This is a genomic window from Brevundimonas sp. NPDC046655, assembly GCF_044901625.1.
Taxonomy (GTDB): domain Bacteria; phylum Pseudomonadota; class Alphaproteobacteria; order Caulobacterales; family Caulobacteraceae; genus Brevundimonas.
This window is the reverse complement of the sequence record NZ_JBJDPV010000002.1, coordinates 112089-134855: the sequence shown is the minus strand read 5'-3', so window position 1 is coordinate 134855 and position 22767 is coordinate 112089. Positions and strand designations below refer to the sequence as shown.

General features: G+C 68.6%; 24 protein-coding genes. 5 read left to right on the top strand and 19 right to left on the bottom strand.

Annotated features, from left to right (window positions below; all coding sequences use genetic code 11):
- Positions 1-64: 64 nt before the first annotated feature.
- Positions 65-703 carry a DUF2799 domain-containing protein gene (locus tag ACI2KI_RS08385; protein ID WP_404619178.1) on the bottom strand — a complete coding sequence of 213 codons (639 nt, stop codon included), beginning with the start codon at positions 701-703 and terminating at the stop codon, positions 65-67.
- A 75-nt stretch (positions 704-778) separates the two neighbouring features.
- Here ACI2KI_RS08385 and ACI2KI_RS08380 point away from each other — a divergent pair, with 75 nt between their 5' ends.
- Positions 779-1780, top strand: coding sequence for an RluA family pseudouridine synthase (locus ACI2KI_RS08380; RefSeq protein WP_404619176.1), 1002 nt, complete (start codon positions 779-781; stop codon positions 1778-1780).
- A gap of 2 nt (positions 1781-1782) precedes the next feature.
- Here ACI2KI_RS08380 and ACI2KI_RS08375 read toward each other — a convergent pair whose 3' ends face one another.
- Complete coding sequence (locus tag ACI2KI_RS08375; protein WP_404619174.1) at positions 1783-3363, bottom strand: DUF5605 domain-containing protein; 1581 nt, start codon at positions 3361-3363, stop codon at positions 1783-1785.
- A gap of 295 nt (positions 3364-3658) precedes the next feature.
- Here ACI2KI_RS08375 and rpoH point away from each other — a divergent pair, with 295 nt between their 5' ends.
- Positions 3659-4543, top strand: a complete 885-nt coding sequence (rpoH, locus tag ACI2KI_RS08370; RefSeq protein WP_292084127.1) for an RNA polymerase sigma factor RpoH — start codon at positions 3659-3661, stop codon at positions 4541-4543.
- Between the two features lie 91 nt (positions 4544-4634).
- Here rpoH and ACI2KI_RS08365 read toward each other — a convergent pair whose 3' ends face one another.
- The 8 genes from ACI2KI_RS08365 to ACI2KI_RS08330 all read right to left on the bottom strand — a co-directional run bounded on the left by ACI2KI_RS08365 (position 4635) and on the right by ACI2KI_RS08330 (position 14539).
- Positions 4635-5441 carry a two-component system response regulator gene (locus ACI2KI_RS08365; protein WP_292084128.1) on the bottom strand — a complete coding sequence of 269 codons (807 nt, stop codon included), beginning with the start codon at positions 5439-5441 and terminating at the stop codon, positions 4635-4637.
- An 89-nt stretch (positions 5442-5530) separates the two neighbouring features.
- Positions 5531-6826, bottom strand: a complete 1296-nt coding sequence (locus ACI2KI_RS08360; protein WP_404619172.1) for an adenylosuccinate synthase — start codon at positions 6824-6826, stop codon at positions 5531-5533.
- A gap of 78 nt (positions 6827-6904) precedes the next feature.
- Positions 6905-8065: a phosphoserine transaminase gene (locus ACI2KI_RS08355; RefSeq protein ID WP_404619170.1), complete on the bottom strand. Its 1161-nt coding sequence runs from the start codon at positions 8063-8065 to the stop codon at positions 6905-6907.
- Positions 8066-8102: 37 nt separating this feature from the next.
- A complete protein-coding gene (locus ACI2KI_RS08350) occupies positions 8103-9023 on the bottom strand; it encodes a DnaJ C-terminal domain-containing protein (RefSeq protein WP_313472209.1) in 921 nt (306 codons plus the stop codon).
- 79 nt (positions 9024-9102) lie between these two features.
- Entirely contained in the window at positions 9103-12831 is a 3729-nt protein-coding gene (locus tag ACI2KI_RS08345; protein ID WP_404619167.1) for a glycoside hydrolase/phage tail family protein, read from the bottom strand.
- Positions 12832-13275 (bottom strand): NlpC/P60 family protein, encoded by a 444-nt coding sequence (locus ACI2KI_RS08340; protein WP_404619165.1) that lies wholly within the window; start codon positions 13273-13275, stop codon positions 12832-12834.
- Positions 13272-13925 carry a DUF2163 domain-containing protein gene (locus tag ACI2KI_RS08335; RefSeq protein WP_404619163.1) on the bottom strand — a complete coding sequence of 218 codons (654 nt, stop codon included), beginning with the start codon at positions 13923-13925 and terminating at the stop codon, positions 13272-13274. The genes ACI2KI_RS08340 and ACI2KI_RS08335 overlap by 4 nt, the downstream gene beginning before the upstream one ends.
- 2 nt (positions 13926-13927) lie before the next feature.
- Complete coding sequence (locus tag ACI2KI_RS08330) at positions 13928-14539, bottom strand: TIGR02217 family protein (RefSeq protein WP_404619161.1); 612 nt, start codon at positions 14537-14539, stop codon at positions 13928-13930.
- A gap of 85 nt (positions 14540-14624) precedes the next feature.
- Here ACI2KI_RS08330 and ACI2KI_RS08325 point away from each other — a divergent pair, with 85 nt between their 5' ends.
- Together ACI2KI_RS08325 and ACI2KI_RS08320 are read left to right on the top strand one after the other, a co-directional pair.
- Positions 14625-15257 (top strand): DUF805 domain-containing protein, encoded by a 633-nt coding sequence (locus tag ACI2KI_RS08325; RefSeq protein ID WP_404619159.1) that lies wholly within the window; start codon positions 14625-14627, stop codon positions 15255-15257.
- A gap of 125 nt (positions 15258-15382) precedes the next feature.
- On the top strand, positions 15383-16084 hold the full coding sequence (locus ACI2KI_RS08320) for a DUF805 domain-containing protein (protein ID WP_404619157.1): 702 nt from the start codon (positions 15383-15385) through the stop codon (positions 16082-16084).
- Positions 16085-16217: 133 nt separating this feature from the next.
- Here ACI2KI_RS08320 and ACI2KI_RS08315 read toward each other — a convergent pair whose 3' ends face one another.
- From ACI2KI_RS08315 to ACI2KI_RS08305, 3 genes are all read right to left on the bottom strand, one after another.
- On the bottom strand, positions 16218-16748 hold the full coding sequence (locus ACI2KI_RS08315; protein ID WP_404619155.1) for a phage tail tape measure protein: 531 nt from the start codon (positions 16746-16748) through the stop codon (positions 16218-16220).
- A gap of 161 nt (positions 16749-16909) precedes the next feature.
- Positions 16910-17086, bottom strand: a complete 177-nt coding sequence (locus ACI2KI_RS08310) for a phage tail assembly chaperone (protein WP_404619153.1) — start codon at positions 17084-17086, stop codon at positions 16910-16912.
- On the bottom strand, positions 17083-17379 hold the full coding sequence (locus tag ACI2KI_RS08305; RefSeq protein WP_404619151.1) for a GTA-gp10 family protein: 297 nt from the start codon (positions 17377-17379) through the stop codon (positions 17083-17085). The genes ACI2KI_RS08310 and ACI2KI_RS08305 overlap by 4 nt, the downstream gene beginning before the upstream one ends.
- A 46-nt stretch (positions 17380-17425) precedes the next feature.
- Here ACI2KI_RS08305 and ACI2KI_RS08300 point away from each other — a divergent pair, with 46 nt between their 5' ends.
- Entirely contained in the window at positions 17426-17908 is a 483-nt protein-coding gene (locus ACI2KI_RS08300) for a DUF805 domain-containing protein (protein ID WP_404619149.1), read from the top strand.
- On the opposite strand, the gene ACI2KI_RS08295 is transcribed toward ACI2KI_RS08300, so the two are convergent.
- The 6 genes from ACI2KI_RS08295 to ACI2KI_RS08270 all read right to left on the bottom strand — a co-directional run bounded on the left by ACI2KI_RS08295 (position 17909) and on the right by ACI2KI_RS08270 (position 22757).
- Entirely contained in the window at positions 17909-18319 is a 411-nt protein-coding gene (locus ACI2KI_RS08295; RefSeq protein WP_404619147.1) for a phage major tail protein, TP901-1 family, read from the bottom strand.
- A gap of 1 nt (position 18320) precedes the next feature.
- A complete protein-coding gene (locus ACI2KI_RS08290; protein WP_404619145.1) occupies positions 18321-18740 on the bottom strand; it encodes a DUF3168 domain-containing protein in 420 nt (139 codons plus the stop codon).
- A complete protein-coding gene (locus ACI2KI_RS08285; RefSeq protein ID WP_404619143.1) occupies positions 18737-19033 on the bottom strand; it encodes a head-tail adaptor protein in 297 nt (98 codons plus the stop codon). The genes ACI2KI_RS08290 and ACI2KI_RS08285 overlap by 4 nt, the downstream gene beginning before the upstream one ends.
- 2 nt (positions 19034-19035) lie before the next feature.
- Entirely contained in the window at positions 19036-19302 is a 267-nt protein-coding gene (locus tag ACI2KI_RS08280) for a head-tail connector protein (RefSeq protein WP_404619141.1), read from the bottom strand.
- A gap of 159 nt (positions 19303-19461) precedes the next feature.
- Positions 19462-20688, bottom strand: coding sequence for a phage major capsid protein (locus ACI2KI_RS08275; RefSeq protein WP_404619139.1), 1227 nt, complete (start codon positions 20686-20688; stop codon positions 19462-19464).
- A 476-nt stretch (positions 20689-21164) separates the two neighbouring features.
- The gene (locus ACI2KI_RS08270; protein WP_404619137.1) at positions 21165-22757 is read right to left on the bottom strand and encodes a hypothetical protein; all 1593 of its coding nucleotides are present in this window, start codon (positions 22755-22757) and stop codon (positions 21165-21167) included.
- Positions 22758-22767: the final 10 nt, after the last annotated feature.

Here is a 22767-nt window from a genome sequence, read left to right as displayed (position 1 = left end):
CGCTCCGCCAGCGCTAGACTGACTGAATCGCCCGCCTTCGTTCCGAAGGCGGGCGTCGTCGTTTTCACCAGACCCCGTAGCGCCCGCCGATCGCGCCGATCACGGCCCGCGCCTCGATCTCAGCATAGCGCAGCTCTTCCTCAGCCCGCCGCGCATCGCGGCGCGCCTCCTGAAGCTCGCCGCGCACCTCGCGGATACGGTCGCGGATGCGGTCCCGCTCCTCATCGGTCAAACCTTCCTGGCGCAGTTCGCGCTGCTTGGCCTCCAGCTTGTCTTCACGGCTTTCGATGCGGCTGATGGCCGAGTTCAGGGCGCTTTCCGCCGAGGACACCGCCTGCTCGACGACGTAGATTCGCCGCCCGTCCTCATAGGCGGGCAGGAAGTCGCGCTCCTCGGCCGGCGAACAGACCCCGCCGTAGCTGTTCCCCTGCCGCCCCTGCCGGAAGCCGCTCTCCCAGGTGCAGTAGGTCCGAAGCCCATCCTCGCGCGCCGACAGATAGGCGCTGGGATTCGGCGCCGCCCCATACTTGGCGCAGGCCTGGGCATGATCGTCCAGCCGGCTGGGCCGATAGCCCGACAACCCATCGTGGTAGCCCTTCTCGCCCCAGGCCCCCGCGAGGCACTGCTCCTTGGTCATGGTGGTGCAGCCGGCCAGAAGCACAACGCCCGTTGCGGCGACGGCGGCGGCGATCACAAACCTCATGTCCCTCTCCCCAAAGCTGAACTGCGGCAAAGGACGACATGACGACCCGACCCGCAAGCCATGCTATTTCGCCCTATGGCCGATGAACCTTTGCTGACGGAAGACGACGACGCGGAAATTCTCGAGGCGCGCATCGATGCGCCCGGCGTCCGTCTGGACAAGGCCCTGGCCTCCGCCTTCCCGTCCCTGTCGCGCGCCCGGCTTCAGGCCCTGCTGGCCGAGGGCGCCGTCACCCGCGACGGCCAACCGGTCACCAGCGGCTCGGCCAAGGCGCAAGCCGGTCTCTACGCCGTCATCATGCCCCCGGTCGTCGCCGCCACGCCCCAGCCCGAGGCCATCCCCCTGACCGTCCTGTTCGAGGACGCCGACCTGATCGTCATCGACAAGGCGCCCGGCATGGCCGCTCATCCGGCCCCCGGCTGCGAGACCGGCACCCTGGTCAACGCCCTTCTGGCCCACTGCGGCGACAGCCTGTCGGGCATCGGCGGCGTGGCCCGCCCCGGCATCGTCCATCGCCTGGACAAGGACACCTCGGGCGTCATGGTCGCCGCCAAGACCGACCGCGCCCACCAGGGCCTGTCCGCCCTGTTCGCGACCCACGACATCGAGCGCACCTACATCGCCCTGACGCGCGGCGCCCCCTCGCCGGAAAAGGGCCGCATCCAGACCCTGATCGGCCGTTCCCCCCACGACCGCAAGAAGATGGCCGTGCTCAAGGGCGGCGGGCGCGAGGCCATCACCGACTATGTGGTGCAGCGCACCTTCGGCCAGCCGGCCAAGGCCTCCGGCGCCCCCATGGCCGCCCGCGTCGCCTGCACCCTGCACACCGGCCGCACGCACCAGATCCGCGTCCACCTGGCGTCGAAAGGCGCGCCCCTGCTCGGCGACCCGGTCTATGGCTCGGGCAGCCCCGCCGCCCCGGTCCGCGCCGCCGTCGCCCAGGTCGGCCTGACGCGTCAGGCCCTCCACGCCGCCGTCCTCGGCTTCGTCCACCCGGTGACCGGCCAGGCCCTGCGCTTCGAAACCGCCCCGCCCGAAGACATGCGGCGGCTGGAAGCCCTCCTGGCCGAGCTTTAGCCTCAGGTCACCCGCGTCAGGCGCACCGCCATCCACTGCCGTCCCGGCAGGGCCAGCGTCGGCCGCGCCGGATCGTGGAAGAAGTACTTCGTGTCCTTCTGCGCCAGAGTGAACACGCCGGGCACGGCCTCGACCGTCATGTTCCAGGTGTCGATGACGTCGGCGCGGAAGCGTTCGCCGCCGGTGATCTCGTCGCGCGGCACGTCCACGGCCCATTCGGTCGGGGCGTCGTCGCCGAAATAGCGCAGGTAGTACTGCCCCGGCACGCCGCCGAGGTGCTGCTCCCACCACTTGTCGATCGGCTCGATCCCAGGACGCGGCCCCGCCTCCATGATCGTCTTCAGGAAGGCCAGCCGCGGCGCGCTCTCGCCGCGCAGTTCGCCGCCCTCGCCCAGCCAGAACTCGCCGCCGTCGACGGGGAAGCACTCCGAATGGCCGACATAGGTCCCGGCGATCAGGCCGTGCCAGAAGGCCCGCACCATCTGCGGTCCGGTCAGGTTGCCCCACCGTTCGCTCAGCGCGCCCTCGTAACAGACCTCGTCGAAGATCACCGCCTTCTGCCAGACGCTGCGATAGGTCTCAGCCCGCGCGTCGTCCAGCACGGCCGATCCGTTCTGGATGCTGGAATGGGTCACCCAGGGCTTGCCGTTGTCGTACAATCGCCGCCAGTTGTGGATCGACCGCAGCCGGCCATAGGGATCGCTGGCCTGCACCACCTGGAACAGACGGTCCCAGTCCGCATCCGTCTTGGTCTTCAGGATGTCGAACTCGTTGGCCATCGACCACCAGACGTTCCGATAGGCCGCCAGCCGCGCCACGACATAGCGGAGATACCGGTCATCCGCCTCGGCCGGCATCTCATCGAAGCCGTACCGGCCGTCATAGGGATGGAACAGGATGACGTCCGCCTGAACGCCCAGCGCGCCCAGTGCGGCGACGCAGGCCTCCAGCCGCTGGAAGTAGGCCGGGTTGAACCGCGTCAGATCCCAATCCCGGTCGCCCGGCCCGGTCTTCTCGAACGGGAACAGGGCCTCGTTGGTCTTCACCGAGGCGTTGGGAAAGACCAGCATCCGCATCTTGTTGAACGGCGCCGCTTTCAGCGTCTCCAGCGTCTGCGCTCGTTTCGCCTGCGGCTGATGGGTCCAGCCATAGGCCGTGGTGCCGATCTGGCGGTAGGGCGTGCCGTCGGCATGGGCGAAGTGATAGGCGTCGACCACCCCGACCGGGCCGTGGTTGCCGGCGCCGGGCGCCACGGCCTCGAACCGCCCTTGCTTTCCATTCAGAGCCGCCAGCGCGCTCTCGCTGGTCCAGCGCCACACGCCGGTGTCGGGCGGCGAGAAGCGGATGCGCCACACGCCATCACCATCATAAAAGCCCGGCGCGCGCACCGTCGTCCGCCCGTCGGTGAAGACCCCGACCACGTCGACGGCGAAGGGATTGCCCGCCGTCGTCGCCGGCAGGGCGACCTCGAACAGGCCCCAGCGCTCGACGCGCCCTGCCGGCGCCTCGGCCCTCGCCGCGCCCGCCAGTCCCAGAGCCGCCGCGCTGATGATCGCGCCCCTGCGCGTCATGTCCTGCGTCATTCACCCCTCCCCAGAAGCAATTGTCCACCGGTGTCATACGAAAGGCGGCCCCGCGCTGGCAAGCGCGTCAGCCTGCCGCGCCCTAACCCTTGATTAGCAACAGTAAGTGTTCTATATAAAGCGCACCCGAATGGGTGGCTTGGGAGCCACAGTCACGGCTTCGTGTGACGATCCGCCCCTACACAAGGCGGCAACCCATACCCATCTGGATCGGTTGAGGGGTGAGGCGATGGCGCACGCATGTGGTCATGGCCGCGACGCCTGCTCTTGCTTTTGGTCGGAGGGACCACGTCTCATGGCTAACTCGACGCTCGCGGTAATGTCGCCTGAACAGGGACTGTCGCGCTATCTCACGGAAATCCGTAAGTTTCCGATGCTCACCAAGGACGAGGAGTTCATGCTCGCCAAGCGTTGGTCTGAGCACCAGGACCCCGAAGCGGCCCACCGCCTCGTCACCTCTCACCTTCGTCTCGTGGCCAAGATCGCCATGGGTTATCGCGGCTACGGCCTGCCGATCGGCGAAGTGATCTCCGAGGGCAATGTCGGCCTGATGCAGGCCGTCAAGAAATTCGATCCCGACAAGGGCTTCCGCTTGGCCACCTACGCCATGTGGTGGATCCGCGCGTCCATTCAGGAATACATCCTGCGCAGCTGGTCGCTCGTGAAGATGGGCACCACCGCCGCGCAGAAAAAGCTCTTCTTCAACCTTCGCAAGGCCAAGAGCCAGATCTCGGCCTTCGAGGAAGGCGACCTGCATCCCGAGCACCTCGCCGCCATCGCCACCAAGCTGGGCGTGACCGAGGAAGAGGTCACCAACATGAACCGCCGCCTCGGCGGCGACGCCTCGCTGAACGCGCCGCTGCGCGCCGACGGCGAAAGCGAGTGGCAGGACTGGCTGGCCGACGACGACGCCGTTAGCCAGGAAACCCAGCTGGCCGAGAGCGAAGAAAAGTCGATCCGCATGAGCCTCCTGCAAGAGGCCATGGAGGAACTGACCGACCGCGAGAAGCACATCCTGACCGAACGCCGTCTCAAGGACGATCCGGTCACCCTGGAAGAACTCGCCAGCCAGTACGGCGTGTCGCGCGAGCGCGTGCGTCAGATCGAGGTCCGCGCCTTCGAGAAGCTGCAAAAAGCCATGCGCGCCGCCGCCGAGGAGCGGAATCTGGTCGACGCTTAAAACCCCTTCTCCCCTTGAGGGAGAAGGTGGCAGGCGAAGCCTGACGGATGAGGGGTGTCGTCGCCTCCCATCCGACCACGGCCGCCACGCCTTATCCCGCCCGGGACAGGCTCTCGGGCGAGGCCAGGGCCAGCACCGCGCCGACCGGCCCGCCCAGCGTCGCCTTGGTCAGCGCACCGCCCGCCAGCGTCGTCTCGAGCCCCGCCGCGGCGATGGCCAACGAGGCGTCGCCGGTCTTGATGGCAAGAGCCTTCAGCGTTTCGGCCTGCTGCTTGATCGCGCGCACGGCCTGCATGGGATCGCTGTCGAACTGCGCCATGGCCGAGTTCAGGATCCGCATCGCCTGGTCCTTGACCGCCACCACGGCTTCCGCCGCAGACGCCGGCTTGTCCGCCTTGCGCTTGCCCGGTCCGGCGTAGTCGTCGGAGTTGAAGCGGCGACGGTCCGGTCCGATGTAGCCCACCGCCTCGACCCAGTCGCGCGGCTTGGTGGCCAGGTTCTCGACCCGGCGGAACAGGTCGCCGCTGGTGAAAGGCTTCCTCAGGAACTCGTGCACCCCGGCGTCGCGCGCACCCTTGATGCTGCTGGCGGTCGCCTCGGCCGTAACCATGATGATCGGCACGCGCCGGCACGACAGGCTGGAGCGCCGGATGCGTCGCGCCAGGGCCTCGCCGTCCAGACGCGGCCCCGCCCGTTCCGTCAGGATCAGCCCCGGCTCCATCTCGCGCGCCAGATCGATCACCCGCGCCTCATCGCTCTCGACCGCGACATCGCGCGAGCCAAAGCCTTTCAGCAGATCAGACAAAAGCCGCGCGGCGGCGGGATTGGGATCGACGATGAGCACCCGGCGCACGACCGGGGCGATCCTCTGCATCGTCTTGGCGTCTAAAGCGAACAAGGCTCAGCTCCATACTAGAGCCGAGAAGGTAAACTCAGGGGGTTAAGGGGCCGTTTCCCTTTTCGGGACGCAGCCCCCTGCCTGGGGCCTTACCCCTGGAACGGATCGCGCATCAGAATGGTGTCGTCCCGCTCGGGGCTGGTCGACAGCAGGGCCACCGGCGCGCCAATCAGTTCCTCGATCCGGCGCACGTATTTCAGCGCATGCGCGTTCAGGTCCTTGAAGGTCCGCACCCCGCCCGTGCTCTCGGTCCAGCCTTCCAGCTCCTCGAACACCGGCTCGGCCGAGGCCTGATCCTTCAGGCTCGACGGCAGGTAGTCCAGCACCTCGCCGTTGATGCGATAGCCGACGCAGATCTTCAGCGTCTTCAGACCGTCCAGCACGTCCAGCTTCGTCAAGGCGATGCCGTCGATGCCGTTGATGGCCACCGACTGGCGCACCAGCACGGCGTCGAACCAGCCGCAACGCCGCGCCCGGCCCGTGTTGACGCCGACCTCGCGGCCCACGACCGCCAGGTGCTCGCCGACCTCGTCGTTCAGCTCACAGGCGAAGGGGCCCTCGCCCACGCGGGTCGTATAGGCCTTGACGATGCCCAGCACATAGCCGACGCCGCGCGGCCCGATGCCCGATCCCGCCGCCGCCTGCCCGGCCACGGTGTTGGACGACGTCACATAGGGATAGGTGCCGTGGTCCACGTCCAGGAAGGCGCCCTGCGCCCCCTCGAACAGCACGCGCTTGCCGTCCTTCTGGGCCTGATCCAGCACGCGCCAGGCCGGCTTCACATAAGGCAGGATCTTCGGCGCGATCTCCAGCAGCTGCGCCAGCAGCGCCTCGGGGTCGATCGGCTCCAGCCCCAGTCCCGCGCGCAGCGGATCATGGTGCGAGCGCAGGCGGTCGATCTTGATCTTCAGGTCGTCTTCGTTGGCCAGGTCGCAGACGCGGATGGCGCGACGGCCCACCTTGTCCTCATAGGCCGGACCGATGCCGCGGCCGGTCGTGCCGATCTTGGCGCCCGGCGCGCTGGCGGCGGCCTCGCGCGCCACGTCCAGGGCCGGATGGATCGGCAGGATCAGGCAGGCGTTGTCGGCGATGGTCAGGATGTCGGGGGTGATGGCCACGCCCTGGGCCTGGATCTTCTCGATCTCACCGACCAGATGCCAGGGATCAACAACCACGCCGTTGCCGATGATCGAGGGCTTGCCCTGCACCACGCCCGACGGCAGCAGCGCCAGCTTGTAAACCTTGCCGTCGACGACCAGCGTATGCCCGGCGTTGTGCCCGCCCTGGAACCGCACCACCATGTCGGCGCGATTGGACAGCCAGTCCACAATCTTGCCCTTGCCCTCGTCGCCCCATTGGGCGCCGACCACTGCGACGTTAGCCAAGACCGTTTCTCCGCAATCCAGAATGCGGTGGGAGCCTATAACCCCTGAATCGTCCGGAGTCGCCCCGAACGCGCAGAATTATCCAGCCAGCTCGCTGACCGCCGTCTGGAACGCCCATTCCAGCCAGGGCGTGGCCGCGACCACGTCCGCCGTCTCGACCGTGCAGCCGCACCACAGACGCAGGCCCGGCGGGGCGTAGCGGTGCGGCTCCATGTCGAACACCGCCCCCTCGTCTTCCAGCAGGGCCTTGAACCGCTTCACGAACGCCTTCTGCCCCGCCTCGTCCATCGCCGCGATGCGCGGATCGACGAACTTCAGGCAGACCGAGGTGGTCGAACGGATTTCCGCCCGGTCCGGCAGGAAGGCGATCCAGTCGGTCCGCTCCACCCATTCGGCCAGGGCCGCATAGTTCCGGTCCGTGCGGCGGATCAGCTCAGGCAGTCCGCCCGCGCCCTTGGCCCACTCCAGGGCGTCGATCCAGTCCTCGATGGTCAGGATGGAATAGGTGTTGATCACCACCCCGTCCGCCAGGGTCCGGTCAAAGCCCTTCTTGTCGGTCAAACGCAGCACCTTGGGGATCGACCGCTCGGGCTTGTAGGCGTCCAGTCGCGCCACCGCGCGCGGCGACAGCACCATGACGCCGATGCCCGCCTCCCCGCCCAGCGCCTTCTGGAAGCTGAAGGTGGTCACGTCCAGCTTGTCCCACGGCAGGTCCATCGCAAAGGCCGCCGAGGTCGCGTCGCAGATGGTCAGCCCCTCGCGGTCGTCCGCGATCCAGTCGGCGTTGTCGACCCGCACGCCCGAGGTCGTGCCGTTCCACGGGAACACCACGTCCTTGTTCGGATCGACTTGGGTCATGTCGGGCAGCTCACCCCAGGGCGCCGTCAGCACCTCGGGCTCCAGCTTAAGGTGATCGCGCACGTCGGTCGCCCAGACCTGACCGAAGTTCTCATAGGCCACGACCTGCACCGGCCGCTCGCCCAGCATCCCCCACAGCGCCGCCTCGACCGCGCCCGTGTCCGACCCCGGCGTATAGAGCAGCACATAGTCCTCGGGCGGCGCCAGCACCTCGCGCGTCAGCTTCAGGCCATAGGCGAACCGATCCACCACCTCCGGCGCGCGGATGCCCCGCCCCAGCAGGTTGGTCGGCAGCCCCGCTAGCGACCACCCCGGACGCTTGGCCGTCGGACCAGCGGAGAACCACGGGCGAGCCGGCTTGGCGTCAGGCTTGGCAGTCATAGGCGTCGTTCCTCGGGGAGAAGGATAGAAGGTCGGCTCAGCGTCCGGGCTTGTAGGGGCGCTTGTCGCGCCACTCGGTCGCGAACCGGATCAGTTCGTCGTCGGGCGTTTCCGGCAAGGTCACCGCCAGCCTGGCCAGCAGGTCGCCGCGCTTGCCCCCGGCATAGGCGCCGCGTCCCTTGAGCCGCAGCACCTTGCCGCTGTTCGAGCCCTTGGGGATGGTCATCATCACCGCGCCCTCGGGCGTCGGCACCTGGATCTTGCCGCCCAGCACCGCGTCGGGAACCGACACCGGCAGGTCCATGGTCAGGTCCGCCCCGTCGCGCTTGAACACCGGATGCGGCGCGATCTTCAGCTCGATCAGGGCGTCGCCCGCCTGACCGCCGCGTCCCGGCGCCCCCTGCCCCTTCAGCCGGATCACCTGGCCCTCGGACGCCCCCTTGGGAATGGCCACGTCCAGCATCCGCCCGTCCGAGAACTGGATGCGGCGCGTCGTCCCGGCGATGGCGTCCTCCAGACTGACCTCCAGCGTCGCGCGCACGTCCTGGCCCTTGCCGCCGAACCCGCCGCCGAAGCCGCTCTTGGCCCGTCCGCCCCCGCCGAAGGCGCCGAACAGCTCCTCCAGGTCGATGTCCTCGAACCCGCCGCGTCCGCCCGAGCCGCCAAAGCCGCCAAACCCGCCCTGACGGCCGCCCCCGCCTGGATGGCCGCCGCCAAAGCCGCGAAACTGCTCGCGTCCGTCCGCGTCGATCTCGCCGCGATCATACTTGGCGCGCTTCTCGGCGTCGCCCAGCAGGTCGAAGGCGGCTGTGATGCGCTTGAACCGCTCCTCGGCGACCTTGTCGCCCGGATTCTTGTCCGGGTGCAGTTCCTTGGCCAGCTTGCGGAACGCCTTCTTGATCTCGTCCGCGCTCGCGCCCTTGGAAACGCCCAGTTCCTTGTAGGGATCGCCAGCCACGTCGAGTTTGCTCCGAGATCAGAAAAGCCAGAGCGTCAGTTAAGCCATGCGCCCCCCCGCTGGAAGGGGCAGATATGGTTTAGAGCAGCCTCACGACCGCTTCGGTGCCCCAGCCATAGCCCTCGCCCCACTGGGCCACGGCGATCCGCGCGCCCGCGCCCGGCCCGCCGGGGAAGTCCGCCGCCATCGGCCCCGCCGCATAGACCGTCTCCAGTCCCTCGACCTCCCAGACGCGCTTCTCCACCCCGTCGTCCAGCACCCGCACCCGGAACCGACGCGGATCGACCTCAAGGGGCTCCAGGTCCCAGCGATCGCCCCCGATCCGCACGCGCGGCGTCCACGACAGCCGTCGCCCGCCGCCCTCGACCGTCGCGCCCAGATGCGCCGGCCGCCAGGGCCGCGCCGACCGCGCCTCCCATGTGAAGGTGATCTCGGCGGACCCCGCCCCGCCCGGCGGGGCGCCCGCCGGTCCGGCTCGCCACAGACGCGGCAGGCCACGTTCGTCCGCGCTCATGTCCACGCGCGGCAGGGTCCGATCCAGCATCACCATCAAAGCACCGACTGACGCCCCGGCCGCCGTCGCCGCTTCGCTCCCCTGCTGCCCGCGCAGCAGGCCGCTGAGCCGCCAGATCTCTCCGCCGACCAGATCCGCGCGCCGATACTGCACCACCTCCCAGCCCGCCGCCGTCTCGACCGCCACGGCGTTGCTTCCCCCCAGCACGGCTGCGGCAGACAGGCTTTGCGGCGCCGTCCCCTCGATCCGCACCGTGATCGCATTGGTCTCGTCCCAGCGCCCCAGCACGCCCCGCGTCAGCGGCTCGATCAATACCCCGACCGTCGCCGGCTGCGTCACGCTCGCGCGCGGCGTCAGCGTCGCCGCGTCCTGCCCCCCGTGCAGCGTCATCGGCCGCCACGGCTCGGCGGCGATCACGGCCACAGGCCGGCCGTCGTCCTCCGCGCCCGGCCCAAACCCCGGAATGGGCGGCAGGTCCAGCAACCGCAGGAAGGGCGCCCCGACCACGCTCGGCGGCTCGCCCGGCCGCCAGTCGGGCGTGGCCTCGGCGGACGCGATTCGCACGACCGGCTCCAGCGTCGCCGTCGGGTGCTCGTCCCAGTCCAGCCGTGCGGCGCGCCATTCGCCCGCTCGGCCTTCTACCTCGACGACATCGCCGGGCTCCAGTCGCAAAGCCTCCAGCGGACCCAGCCGGGCCGTCAGCCGCTCGCCCTCCCCGCCCGTCGCCAAGGCCCGCCGCGCCGCGCTCGTCGCCAGTGCGGCGTCGCACACCACCGGCAGGTCGGCGTCCACCCCGCCGCCGTCGCCGCCCTGTTCGGCCCGCGCCGTGACCGATCCGGTCTGATAGTCCGCCGTCTCGTCGATGAAGCGCACCCGGGCCGCGCTCGGCCTCGGCTCCAGCGACCGCTCCGCCGCCAGGCCTCCCCCCTCGTCCGGCAGGGCCAGAGTCGTCGGCGTCAGGGTCAGCACCGCCGCCTCGTCCCCCGACACCGCCACCCGTCCGTCGCGCTCCGCCGCCGTCGCGCCGAAGGCGGCCAGCAGCGGCTCCAGCGCATCGCGCGTCCGCATCGGCCGGTCGATCACATAGCCCGCCGCCTCGCCCTCCAGCGACCCGACGACAAAGTCGTCCTCGTCCAGCCCCCCGCGCCTCAGCACCGCCGCGATCAAATCGACCGCCTCGCCGCTCATCCGTCCGTTCAGCCAGTGACCCGCGCGCCAGGCCCCAGCGTCTGCCCAGACCTCCTTCAGCGCCGGAAATGCAGGATAAGGCCGCGCGTCCCAGCACCAGGCGTCGGCCCCGTCCAGCATCGCCCCGCCATAGACCGACGAGACTGGATTGTTCTGCGGGTCGGCATAGTGCTTCAGCACCGCCTCCAGCGCCCGTCGCTGCATCCGGTCGTCCCGCGCCCCCGTCGAAAACGGCGGCAGGGCGTTCTCCGTGCTCTTGGGGTCCTGGAACAGGTTGGGCGCATTGCCGCCCCTATCCACCGCCGCACAGCCGAACTCCGTCAGCCGGATCGGCTTCATCTTCGGAATCCATTCCGTCGGCGTCGCGCTGCGCACGCCCTCCACGCGCTCATGGTGCAGGTTCGACCACCACCCCTTCAGGTCCTTGGGCCGGAACACCCAGCCGTCGCCGTGGGCCGTATCAAGGATGGGCGTCCGCGCCTGCGCCGCCCGGTCGGCGTCCGAGGCGTAATACCAGTCGTAGCCCTCGCCGCCCGCCACCTGCTCGGCCAGATAGACGGCCGAGGACGGCCCCCGGAACCCGGCCTCGGCGTCCAGACCGCCGCCCCCGTCGCGCCAGTCGCCCGCCCGCCAGTCGCCCAGCGGCGGATACCAGTCGATCCCGACGTAATCGATGTTCGCATCGGCCCACAGCGGGTCCAGATGGAACCGAACCTCGCCGTCCGCCTGCCGCCCGAAATACTCCGACCAGTCGGCGGCGTAGGACAGCTTCACCCCCGCCCCGACCACCGCCCGGCACTCCGCCGCCAGCGCCCGGAACTGCGCCACGGCCGGAAAGCCGCCGTCCGCATCGCGCGTCCAGGTCAGGCCCCGCATCTCCGACCCGATCAGCAGCCCGTCCGCGCCTTCTTCTGACGCGATCCCCGCATAGTGCAGCGCCAGCCGCCTCAGGCCCCAGCCCTCGGCCTCGCCGAACATCGCCGCCACCTCGGCTTCCGCGCTCGCCCCGTCGCTCCCCTTGATCCGCCCCCGCCACGGATAGCCGACGCAGTCCATGAAGACGAAGGGATAGAGCGTCACCTCCAGCCCCCTTGCCTTCAAGGCCCGGATCGCCTGCCGCACGGTCTCGTCCGACGGCGTCCCGCCATAGGCCGGCCCCACGCCGCCCTGGGCGTCCTCGACCTCTGAGATCAGGTGCGCCTCGCCCCGTTCCAGACCCGCCACCTTCCAGGTCAGCGGCTCGGTCGCCTTGGAGCGGTTCTCCACCCCCGGCCGGATGCGGCATTCGCCCGCGCGCTCGTCGTCGCCGAACCAGCCGACGATCAGGCTGACCCGCTTCAGCTTCGGGGCCTGGATCATCAACTGATCCAGCGACACCAGCAGGTCCGCCCGTCCCTCGGCGTGATGCACGTTCTCCGCCGTCGTCTTCGTCAGCCCCTCGCGGCGCATCACCGCCTCGCTCGCCAGACAGAACTCCCCGGCGCCGGGGATCAGGCAGACGCCTTCCAGCAAATCCTCCAGCCGCCCCTCGCCCGGCGCCCGGCGGAACACCTCGAAGGCCAACTGCGGCGCCCGATTGCCGAACGCCCCCAGCGGCAGATCCTCGAACACCACATAGGCCGTGCCGCGAAACGCGGGCGCCGTCCCTTCGACCGCCTCGATCAGCGGGTCTGGCGTCTGATCCTGCGTCCCGCGATGCACCCGCATCGTCACCCCGGTCAGATCCAGCGGCTGGCCGTCGGCCCAGATCCGCCCCACCCCGTCGATCGGACCCTCGCCCAGGGCCACGGCGAAGCTCAGCGAGTAGTCATACTCGACCGTCTTCTGCCCGCCCTTGCCGCCCGAACGCTTGGTCTTGCTCTCCAGAAACCGCGCGGCCCAGATCACCTGCCCCGCCACGCGCGCGCGTCCGAAAACGCACGCCATCGGCGCGCCGTCCGCCGAAGACTGCAGGGTCAGCGCCTCCAGTCTCGGCCCCTTCTGCCGCGTCGACGACAGACCGGCGACCAGCCGATTGTCGACGGCCCGTCCGATGGTCGCGCCGACAAAGGCGCCGATCGGCCCGCCGATGGACCCGCCCGCCGCCGCCAGAACCACCTGCGCCATTCAAGCCTCCTTGATCGTCGGCCAGCGGAAGGCCGCGACCAGTCTTCGCCGCCACCACGGCCCCATCCAGCTCTCGACCACCGACCGCCCCCAGTAGGCGTGGATCATCTTCCATTCCGGCCCGTCATCAGCTGACAGGATGGCGCAGTGCTTGGCCGGACAACCGGCGCTCATGCGGAACAGCAGCACGTCGCCGGCCCGCGCCGCCTCCGGCGCAATCTCGATCAGCCAGCGCCGCGCCGCGTGCAGCAGCGCCTCCTCGCCGCCCACCTCGGCCCAGTCGGGGCGATACGGCGGCGGGCTCTCCGGCTCCTCGCCCATCACCTCGCGCCACACCCCGCGCACCAGGCCCAGACAGTCCGCGCCCTCGCCCCTCACGCTGGCCTGATGCCGATAGGGCGTCCCCAGCCAGTCGCGCGCGGCGACGATCACCTGGTCCCTCATCGGCGGCTCCCGCCGTCGTGGCGGCCGCCGTCCGCCGGTCGCGCGGCGATGAAGTCATCGCCCGGGATGTCGGGAAAGCCCTGGAAGTTGACGCCGTTGCCGAACCGTCCGGTGCAGCTGCTCCAGCGCTTGTCGCATCGACGCCCGGCGATCGCCTCGACGCTCAACCCGCACCGCGCATCGCCCAGAACGGCGTCGCAGGTTCGGCCATATGTCCGCCCGACGACCCGCTCCAGCGCCGCCATCGGCCCGTCCAGATCGGCGACAAAGGCCCCGTTCGCGCGCCGGATCCGCGCCAGGGTTCCGGCCCAAAGCCTCACCCTCAGCGCGGGCTTCATCCAGTCCACGCGCCACAACTCGACCCGAGCCTGATCATAGAGGCCCGTCGAAATGTCATCTTCAGTGATCGCGGCGTCATCCAGCCCGCCGGACGCCGACAGCCCGCCCGCCGCCAGGCCGACCGCGCCCTCGCCCGCCCCCGCCGTCCAGCCGCTGCCCGCCCGGCAGACCACGCCCTCCAACTCCAGGTCGCGATCATGGTCGGTGAATCCCAGGGTCTCCCCGTCCGTCCGCCGCAGCACCCAGGCATGGCACAGCATCGCCGCCCCGCTCTCGATGCGGGCGGCCATCTCCTCCGGTAGATCGCGCATGGCTAGACCCGCACCTCGATCAGCGGCATGGCGACCATCCGCCCGGCCCCAAAGCTCTCCAGCGTCACCTCGATCCGGTCGGCGTCGAAACGCACCGGCGTGTCGAAGACGAAGCCCGCCGTCACCACGGCGCCCGACATCGGCGGCGTGGCCAGGGTCATCTCCCCTGTCAGGTGATCCAGCGCGAAGGCTGTCGTCTCGACGCCGTTCACCGCCACGCGCGCCGAACCTTCAACCGGCTTCGCAATCCGCCGCACATGGTCGCCATAGGTCTTGCCCAGGCGGAACATCCGTCGCACCCCGTCCCCGGTCCCGATCCTCTGGTCCGTCGCCGCCACGGCCTCGCCGGGCGCACAACTCTTGAAGTCAGCGAAGTCGCGGAACCGGAAGCCGTACAGCCGCCCACGTCGCGCCTCAAAAAACGCCGTCATCGCCGCCATGTCGTCCAGCGACCGCAGCCCCGCCCCGATCAGGTAGCGCCTGCGCCCCTCGGCCCAGGGCGTCGAGCGCCGCTCGAAACCGGATCCCAGCGTCGTGATCTCCGTCCGTCGCTCAACCCCGCCGGTCGACCCGAACGCCAGCCGCGCGGGCAGACGCACCTCATGAAAGGCCATCAAAGACTCCTGTTATCTTGCTTTTCCGCGACACCCCGTCCAGTGACCCCGGGGCGGTCCCTTCGACCGCGGTCGGGGGACCTCCATGCGCGGTGAAATTCTCAGCTACGACGCGGTCAGCGGCGAAGGCCTGATCAGCGGCGACGATCTGATGCGCTATCGCTTCTCACGGATCGACGTCGGCGGCGCCCAGGAGCCCGCTCCGGGCCTGCGCGTCGATTTCGTGCTGCTCGACGACCGCGCCAGCCAGATCATCCCTCTGCTTGTTCAGGCCGGAGGGCTGTCGCCGACAGCCTTCGGTCCGGCCGAGCCCGCGCTCGGGATGTGGGCCTATTTCGTCCGTTGCGTCCGCCAGAAGTTCGTCGACGGCGACGGCCGCGCGCGACGGCTGGAATACTGGTCCTTTGTCCTCTTCGCCTGGCTGACGATGATGGCGGCCTTCCTGCCCTTCTTCTTCCTCGTGGGCCTGGACTACGAGAGTGATTCACTTTCCGCCGTCACCGTTCTGGCCATGCTGGCGCCCGCCCTATGGGGACTGTTCCTGATGTTTCCCGGCATCGCCCTGGCTTCGCGGCGTCTGCACGACGTCGGCCTGTCGGGCTGGCTCTATCTGATCAGCTTCGTCCCCTATGTCGGCGGCCTCTTCATGCTGGTCGTGGGCTGCATTCCCTCCCAGCCCCACCCCAATCGCTACGGCCTCACGCCGAAACGATTCTGACCCAAACTGAGACTCGTTCTTAAAAACCTGACTTAAGGTCACGCTTCGGGTTGTCTGGAAACCGTCGCTCGGTCATGTTCTGGCTCATGCGGCCGGGGGCCGTTCAGAACTCAGGAGACTTGCGCGTGCGCGGTGAAATTCTCAGCTACGACGATGTATCGGGCACGGGCCTGATCAGCGGCGACGACAGCATCCGTTACGGCTTCGCCCGTTCGGCCATCCAGGCCGGCGGCGTCATCCGCGCCGGCGCCCGCGTCGATTTCGTGCCGGAAGGCCTGGAAGCGACCCAGATCATGGTCCTGGCCGGCGACCCCGCCGCCGCCTTCGGCCAGGCCGCCAGTTCGGCCTACGTCGCCCGCGACACCGGCGGCGGTTACGACTTCGCCAGCGCCATGTTCTCGTTCAACGGCCGCCTGCGCCGCCAGCACTTCTGGATCAGCTGGCTGATCCTGTTCGGCGTCAGCATCGTCACCGGCTGGCTGCCGATCATCGGCGGCCTGATCGGCCTGGTCCTGATCTGGCCCAACCTGGCCATCTCGGTGAAGCGCCTGCACGACATGGGCAAGTCCGGCTGGTTCGTCGTCATTCCCTATGTCGCCATGATCATCGGCTTCATCATGATCATCAGCGCCGTCGGCATGGCCATCTTCACCAACCCCCAGGCCTTCGAGAACGAAGACCCCGCGGCAGCCCTGTCCATGGTGGGTTCGATGATGGGCGGCTTCGCCGTCATGGGTCTGGTCGGCCTGGCCTTCCTGCTCTGGATCGGCATCACCGACAGCCAGCGCGGCGACAACAAGTTCGGCCCTAATCCCAAGGGCGAATGATCGACCTGAAGGGCGCTCTTCGGAGCGCCCTTTTTCATTGAGGCTACCGCGCGCCACACGGCGGCTTCCTGCTTGAGCCTCATTCTTCTCTTGCTATCGCGCGGCGCGCGGCGCCTCCGCTGCCCTAGCGCCGCTACATCCTTCGCGCGCCCAGCGCCGTCGCCCGCGCCAGCATCCGTGCGATCTGCGCCTCGGACCGCAGCAGGCCCTGCGCCCCGCCGTCCACGCTGACATTGACCGTCACGCCCGCTCCGCCGCTCATCGGTTCGATGCTCCCCGCGCCCGCCGGTCGAAACACCTCCGGCCCGCGCTCGCCGACCAGATAGGCCCCGCCGCCCAGCACCGGCCCGCCCTCGGCCCGCGCCCCTCCGAACCCGCTCAACACCGCCGAGATCGCGTCCGACAGACCCCCGCCTCGGCCCGAACCCGCCGCCGCATTGACGGCGTTCAGCACCGCCCGCGCCAGTTCGGCCAGGGTGACCTCCCCGTCCGCCGCCGCCCGCGTCAGCGACCGCGTCAGGCTCTCGCCCGCCCGTCCGAACGCCTCCTCGATCGAGGCCGCCGCCCGCTCCGCCGGTTCCCGCAGCGCCTCCAGCGCCGCCGCCGCCTCCGCCGCCTTCACCGGCACGGCGTCGATCCCGTCCGGCCTGAAACTGTCCGTCATCCGTCATCCTTTCTCCCTCCCCTTCATGGGGAGGGTGGTCGCGCAGCGACCGGGTGGGGAGGGCCAGGCGATCCTCAGCGCAGCGTCTGACTTGCCTCGCCGCCCCCACCCGGCCTCGCCTTTCAGGCTCAGCCACCCTCCCCATGAAGGGGAGGGAGAGGTCACGCCTTGTCCGGCCAGCGCGCGTGCATCCGTTCCAGCTCGCCGCGCCCCAACGGCGCCGCCTGCATCGGCCCCGCCGTCAGCATCCGCCACTCCTTCAGCGACAGCCGCCAGAACCCCTCCGGCGCCACGCCCATCCGCGCCGCCGCCTGCAACATCTCGCTCCACGGGGTCATGCCGCGGCCGCAAACGCCTTCGCCACCGCCTCCGCCGCCTCGCGCGGATCGACGGCGGCGCTCGCCAGCCCGTCCGCCAGCGCCCCCTCGCCCCCGCCCCGCAGCAAGGCCGTCAGCACCACCATCAGATCCCGCGCCGACAGCGCCCGCATCCGCTCAGCCAGCCCCGCCATCCCGGCTGTGCCCAGCCCCGTCTCGATCTCGGCCAGCGCCCCCAGCGTCAGACACAGCCTCCGCTCCGCCCCCGCCAGCACCGCCGTCGCCTCGCCCCGCACGCCGTTGGCTCCACGCATTGTCGCACACCCTTGTTCGCTTAAAAAAAACAACTAAGCTCCAGCCATGAAGCCCAACCCTCTCGCCTTCGCCTTCAGTCCCTTTGGGCGTCTCAGCCGCAAGGGATACTGGATGGCTCTGCCGGCGCTGTTCGTCGTCAGGCTCGCGCTGGAAGGCGCCGACTCCCTGACAGCGCCACTCCTTGGGAAGATCGTGCTGGGCGTCCTCGGCCTACTCGCCGCATGGTCCAGCTTCGTCGTCGTAACCCGACGCCTTCACGACTTCGGCCTGGACGTCGCGCCCGTCTATCTGGCCTGGGTCGGCGGGTGGATGCTCGTCTTGTTCGCTGTTTTTGCGTCCACGCTGATCTTCAAGTGGGATCCACAACCCGCCATAACCACTTTCGGCGTGCTGGCGCTCGTCGGCCAGATCGGTTTTCTCATCTGGGCCGGGAGCAAACCGGGAGATGTCAGCCGCAACCGCCACGGTCGCGGCGGCAGCGCCCATACATCGGACTCGCCCGTTCTCACCGGCTACCTCGCGCCCTGATCACAGCGCGCTGAACGTCACTTCGCCCGCACTCGCCAGGCTCAACGCAAAGCTCGCCTCGCCCTCATGCTCCCCGGCGTATTCCAGCGCCGCCACGATGAACGCCCCCTCCAGCACGCCGAAGTCCGGCACGATCAGCCGCCACGTCTTCGCCGCCTGTTCAAAGAAGGCCTCGCGGATCAGGGCGTCCGACGCCGCATCGCGGAAAATCCCCTGCCCCGACACCGCCGCCGACTTCACACCCGCCCCCGCCAGCAGCTCGCGCCAGCGCCCGGCGCTGTCGCCATCCGTCGCGTCCACCGTCTTGGCGTTCAGCGAAATCGTCCGCGCCCTCAAGCCCGCCACCGTGGTGAAGACGCCCGCCGCCCCCTCGATCTTCAGCAAGATGTCCTTGCCGCGTTGTGCGCTCATCTCAGATTTCCTCCGTCACGGCCCGCAGCCGCATCACCGCCCAAGCTCGTGTCTGGCCGCGCTTCAAGTCCGCGCTGCGAAACACATCGGTAAAAGTCACGCCCAGGCTGACCGCCCTCACCCCGTCGGCCTCGACCGGCGCATCGGCGACCCGCGCCCGCACCGCCGCCGCCACCGCCCGCGCCTCCTCCATGCCGGCAAAGCGGCTCGCACAGGTCAGCGTCAGTCGATGCTCGACCCCGCCCCCGTCCGCGTTCACCCCTCGGCTCTCGCCCTTGCCGATCAGCAGGTGCGGAAACGCGGGCTCCTCCGGCGGCTGGTCCCAGACCCTCACCGGATCGCCCAGCAGCGCCTGCAATCCCCCGTCGCCCTTCAGCCAGGCGATCAGCGCCTTCACCAGCGCCCCCTCATGATCCCTCATCGCGCCCGCTCCAGGTTCAGCCGCACGCGCCCCGCCGCCTTCGGATCAGCCTCGACGCCGACGACGGCCCAATCCGCCCCGCCGAAGCGCACGATCAGCCCCTCGGCCAGACGCGGATCGGCCCGCACGGTCGCGCTCAGCGTCTCCACGCCTCGTGTCACGCCGCCCTCCGTCCGCTCGCGCCGACGCCTTGCGCCCAACGCCAGCCACAGCGACCCGACCGGCTCATGGCTGACCACCCGCCCGCCATAGGGCGTCTCCGCCTCCACCGCCCGCACCAGGCTCGCGATCACCTTCACAGCCGCACCACGCGATAGGGCGCAATCCACCCCTCGACCGGCGCCGCCGACATCTCGCTCTCGCCGCGCTCATAGGCCCGCAACACCAGCATCATCACCGCCAGCCGCAGCGGCGCCGCCGAGGTCGAGGTCAGGCCCAAGCCCACCTCCCCCTCCACCCGCGCCCGCGCCGCCTCGATCAGGGTCTGGATCAACCCGTCCTCCGCCTCATGCTCGACGCGCAGGAACAGCTTCGCCTCCGTGAGGCTCACGGGTGCGCTCATTTGAAATCTCCTGTTTCCCTTTTCCTTCTCCCCTTGTGGGAGAAGGTGGCCGCCGAAGGCGGACGGATGAGGGGTCCCACCGCTGCAAAACCCCTCACCCTCCCACCGCTCACGCGGCGGGTCCCTCCCTCTCCCACAAGGGGAGAGGGGTCAGTTCATTCAGCTCGCCGCGAACTTCATCAGCTTGATCGCATCGAAGTTCTGCACCCCGCCGCCGACGCGCTTGGTCGTGTAGAACAGCACATAGGGCTTGGCCGAATAGGGGTCGCGCAGCACCCGCACCCCCGCGCGATCCACGATCAGATAGCCGCGCGAGAAGTCGCCGAACGCGATCGACAGGCTGTTGGCCGCCACATCCGGCATGGTCTCGATCTCGGTGACCGGATAGCCCAGCAAGCTGGCCGTCTCGCCCGGCCGCGTCGCCGGCGACCAGACATAGTTGCCGTCCGCGTCCTTGAACCTGCGCACCGCCGAGACCGTGCGGCGGTTCATCACGAAGCGCCCGTTCGGCCGATACTGGGCCTTGGGCGCATAGATCAGGTCGATCAGCTTGTCCGCCGGGTTGGTCGAGGCGAAGGCGCCGGCCGCGCCCGAGGCTACCGTGCCGATCTGGCCCCAGGTCTGGGTCCCCTCGGTCGCATTGGCGTAGGCCAGGAAGCCCTTGGGCTTGTTGACCCCGTCGCCGCTGACGAAGGCCGCCGTCTCCTGCGCCGCAAAGGCGTCCTCGACCTCGGCCGCCAGCCATTCGTCCAGATCGATCAGGGCGTCGTCCAGCAGGCTCTGCGTCGCCGCCGGACAGGCGTAGAGATCCGCCGACGAGAACTCCAGCAGGCTCAGCGTGGCGGGGTCCGTCTCGGGCCTGGCCGCCGTCTCGGCCACCCAGCCCGCCGTCACCCCCGCCGTCGACACGGGCTTCCTGAACACGCCCGAACCGACCGTGCGCACCGTGGCGATCTCACGCATCGGCGACCCCGCCATCAGACGTCGCTCGATGGCCCGCTCCGTCTCCGGCGGCACGACATAGCCCGCCGAGTTCGGCGCCGACGACAGCCCCGCCTTCAGCTCCAGACCATGCGCCTGACCCGACTTCATATAGCCGTCCCACGCCGCCTTGGCCTCCGGCGCCGCCGCGACAACCGGCGGCTCGCCCCCGAGCATCGGACGGCGGCTCTCGCTCAGCGCGCGGTCGAGACGCGCCTGCGCGCCCGCCACCGCCTGATCGATGCGCGCCACCTTCTCCTCCAGCAGCGCATCCGCCGACGCCTTCTTCTCGATCTCGTCCAGGCGGGCGTCGTTGGCCCCTTTGAACGCCTCGAACGCCGCCATCATCTCATGCATGGCGGCGCGCGCCTCGGGATTGCCCGAGGCGGTCTTGGTCTCTTTCATGCTCTCTCCGCTAAAAATCCGGCGGCTGAACCGACCGGAACCGTGAGCGGGTCCCAAAGGCCCCGCTCGATTGTTTGGCCTGACAGATCGGGCCTTGCGGCTACGCTTTGCGTCTGCCCATAGTGCGGACGACGCCACGGCCTGCTCGTCGCCGCTCTCGGTCTGGCCCTCGCCTCGCCGGCTCTCGCTCAAACGCCTCCGGCGGCGGAAGCGCGCCGCGCCGCCGCCGACGCCGCTCCCTTCCTTCGGGAGATCAACAGCATCCAGCTGTTCGACGACGGCCAGCGTTGGTGGATCATCAGCGTCTATTGGCAGGCTGAGACGCCGCGGCACCCGCTGCCGGCGGAATACCTTCCGCCCGCATCCTGAACCGCGCCCCGGTAGCAATGGAGACGCAGTTGAACAACTGCGCCTCCATTTTCAACGAACTGACTTCGTCAGAACATTCATCTGACAGATGACATTTTAATCTCTCATTAGACCAACGCCACCTTACGTTCGACCGTCATTGAGGCGATCGCGCCAGCACCGGCTGTGTTTGCCGGGGCAGATTGGACTGCAAGCCCATCCGTGGTCGCCTTAAGAACAAATGCTGGACCGTTTCCGCGATAACGGAAAGTCGCTCCGTCATAGTAGGCATTGAAGAACAAGGCAGGAACCCCGCCCCCAATGCTTATGTCCCCGCCAGTGGTGATGGCAGACGAGCCGGGAAGCGTATCTGCGCTTACGCCGATTTTCGTGCCGAAGGTGACCTCCTCGGGGAAGGCTGACTTCAAGATGCCGGTCGCCGTGCGGTTGTTTCGCTCAACGAGCGGCCCTGACCCTGAATGCAACACAGGATCTGCAGCAAGCCCGAGGAAAGCACAGTCTGTGATGGTGATCCCACCCGGAGAATTCGGCGGACTATAGATCGCCAGTCGGCCATTCGAACCGCCACCGCTAGCGCCGCCGTGGGCGCCGAAGGAGCATCCACGGAACGAGACGTCATCTGCGCTTTCGGTGATGTAGGCGCAGGTCTCTGTGGACACACCGTCCGCGTTCCAATTCCGGAAGGTGCTGTCCGAGATTTTGACGGTCTTGCCAGCGACCGTCACCATGCGACTGTACGAGCCGTAACCTCGCACTGCATCAAAGAAGCAATTCGACACGTTTTGATTGATGTAAAGCAGCTCGAACGGCGCATTGTTGAGATACACTTGGTTCATCCAGGCATCTACAGCATCGTCGACAACGATCCCTCGCGTCTTGACGAAGTCAACCTGCACATCCTGCATGATTATGAAGTGAGGACGCTGGTTCGCGTTTCCGTTGCGACGGTCGCCGATGAAGATGCCGGCGGAGCCGCCACCTTTTACGACTTGGACGTGATTGCACTGCAGCGTGTGCCAGTAGCCCCGAACTGAAAAGAGCGGAGCAATCGACGTTGGCGTGACCTCGTCTCCCTCGCCGCTGACCAGGACGTTGAACAGCACACCACGGTCGCCACGACCCGCGCGAGGGTCAGGCCCCACGCCGACGCCAGTGCCGTTGATTTCAATGCCACTGTGACGACAGCCTTCGAGCGTCACATTGGTGATTTCAGGATCGTAGCCGTTTTCAATCCTGATGCCGCGATAGAGAATCCAACCCCAGATATCGGAGAACTTGGGATTGGCGACGCCTTTAGTGACAGCCAGGGCGCCGGTGTTATTCCACATGCGGAAGTTTAGCCCCTCCAAACCGCCGCCATTGGTGGTGAAACCGCCCGGCTTTTCGGGTAGGTAAGTGTTATCACCCCAAGTAAACATGTCGCGGTTGGTCGGCAGAGCCACGATGTCTGCAGTATCCTCAACGGCGGGGTACTGGGCGGTAAAGACTGCTCGCCCGGAACCGACGAAGGTCACGCCGTCCGAAAGAATTGGATCGACATAGGACAGCGGGATCATTTTACCGCTGGGAACATGGATGCGAACACCGGCGGGGTGATTGGTCGCAGCGAACGCTACGGCGGCGTTGAAATACGGTCGCCAGTCGCTCGCGGTTGGGTCCGTCACGAAATCCATCAGATTGATGTCGTTAGGAAGAGTCATCTTTACCTCT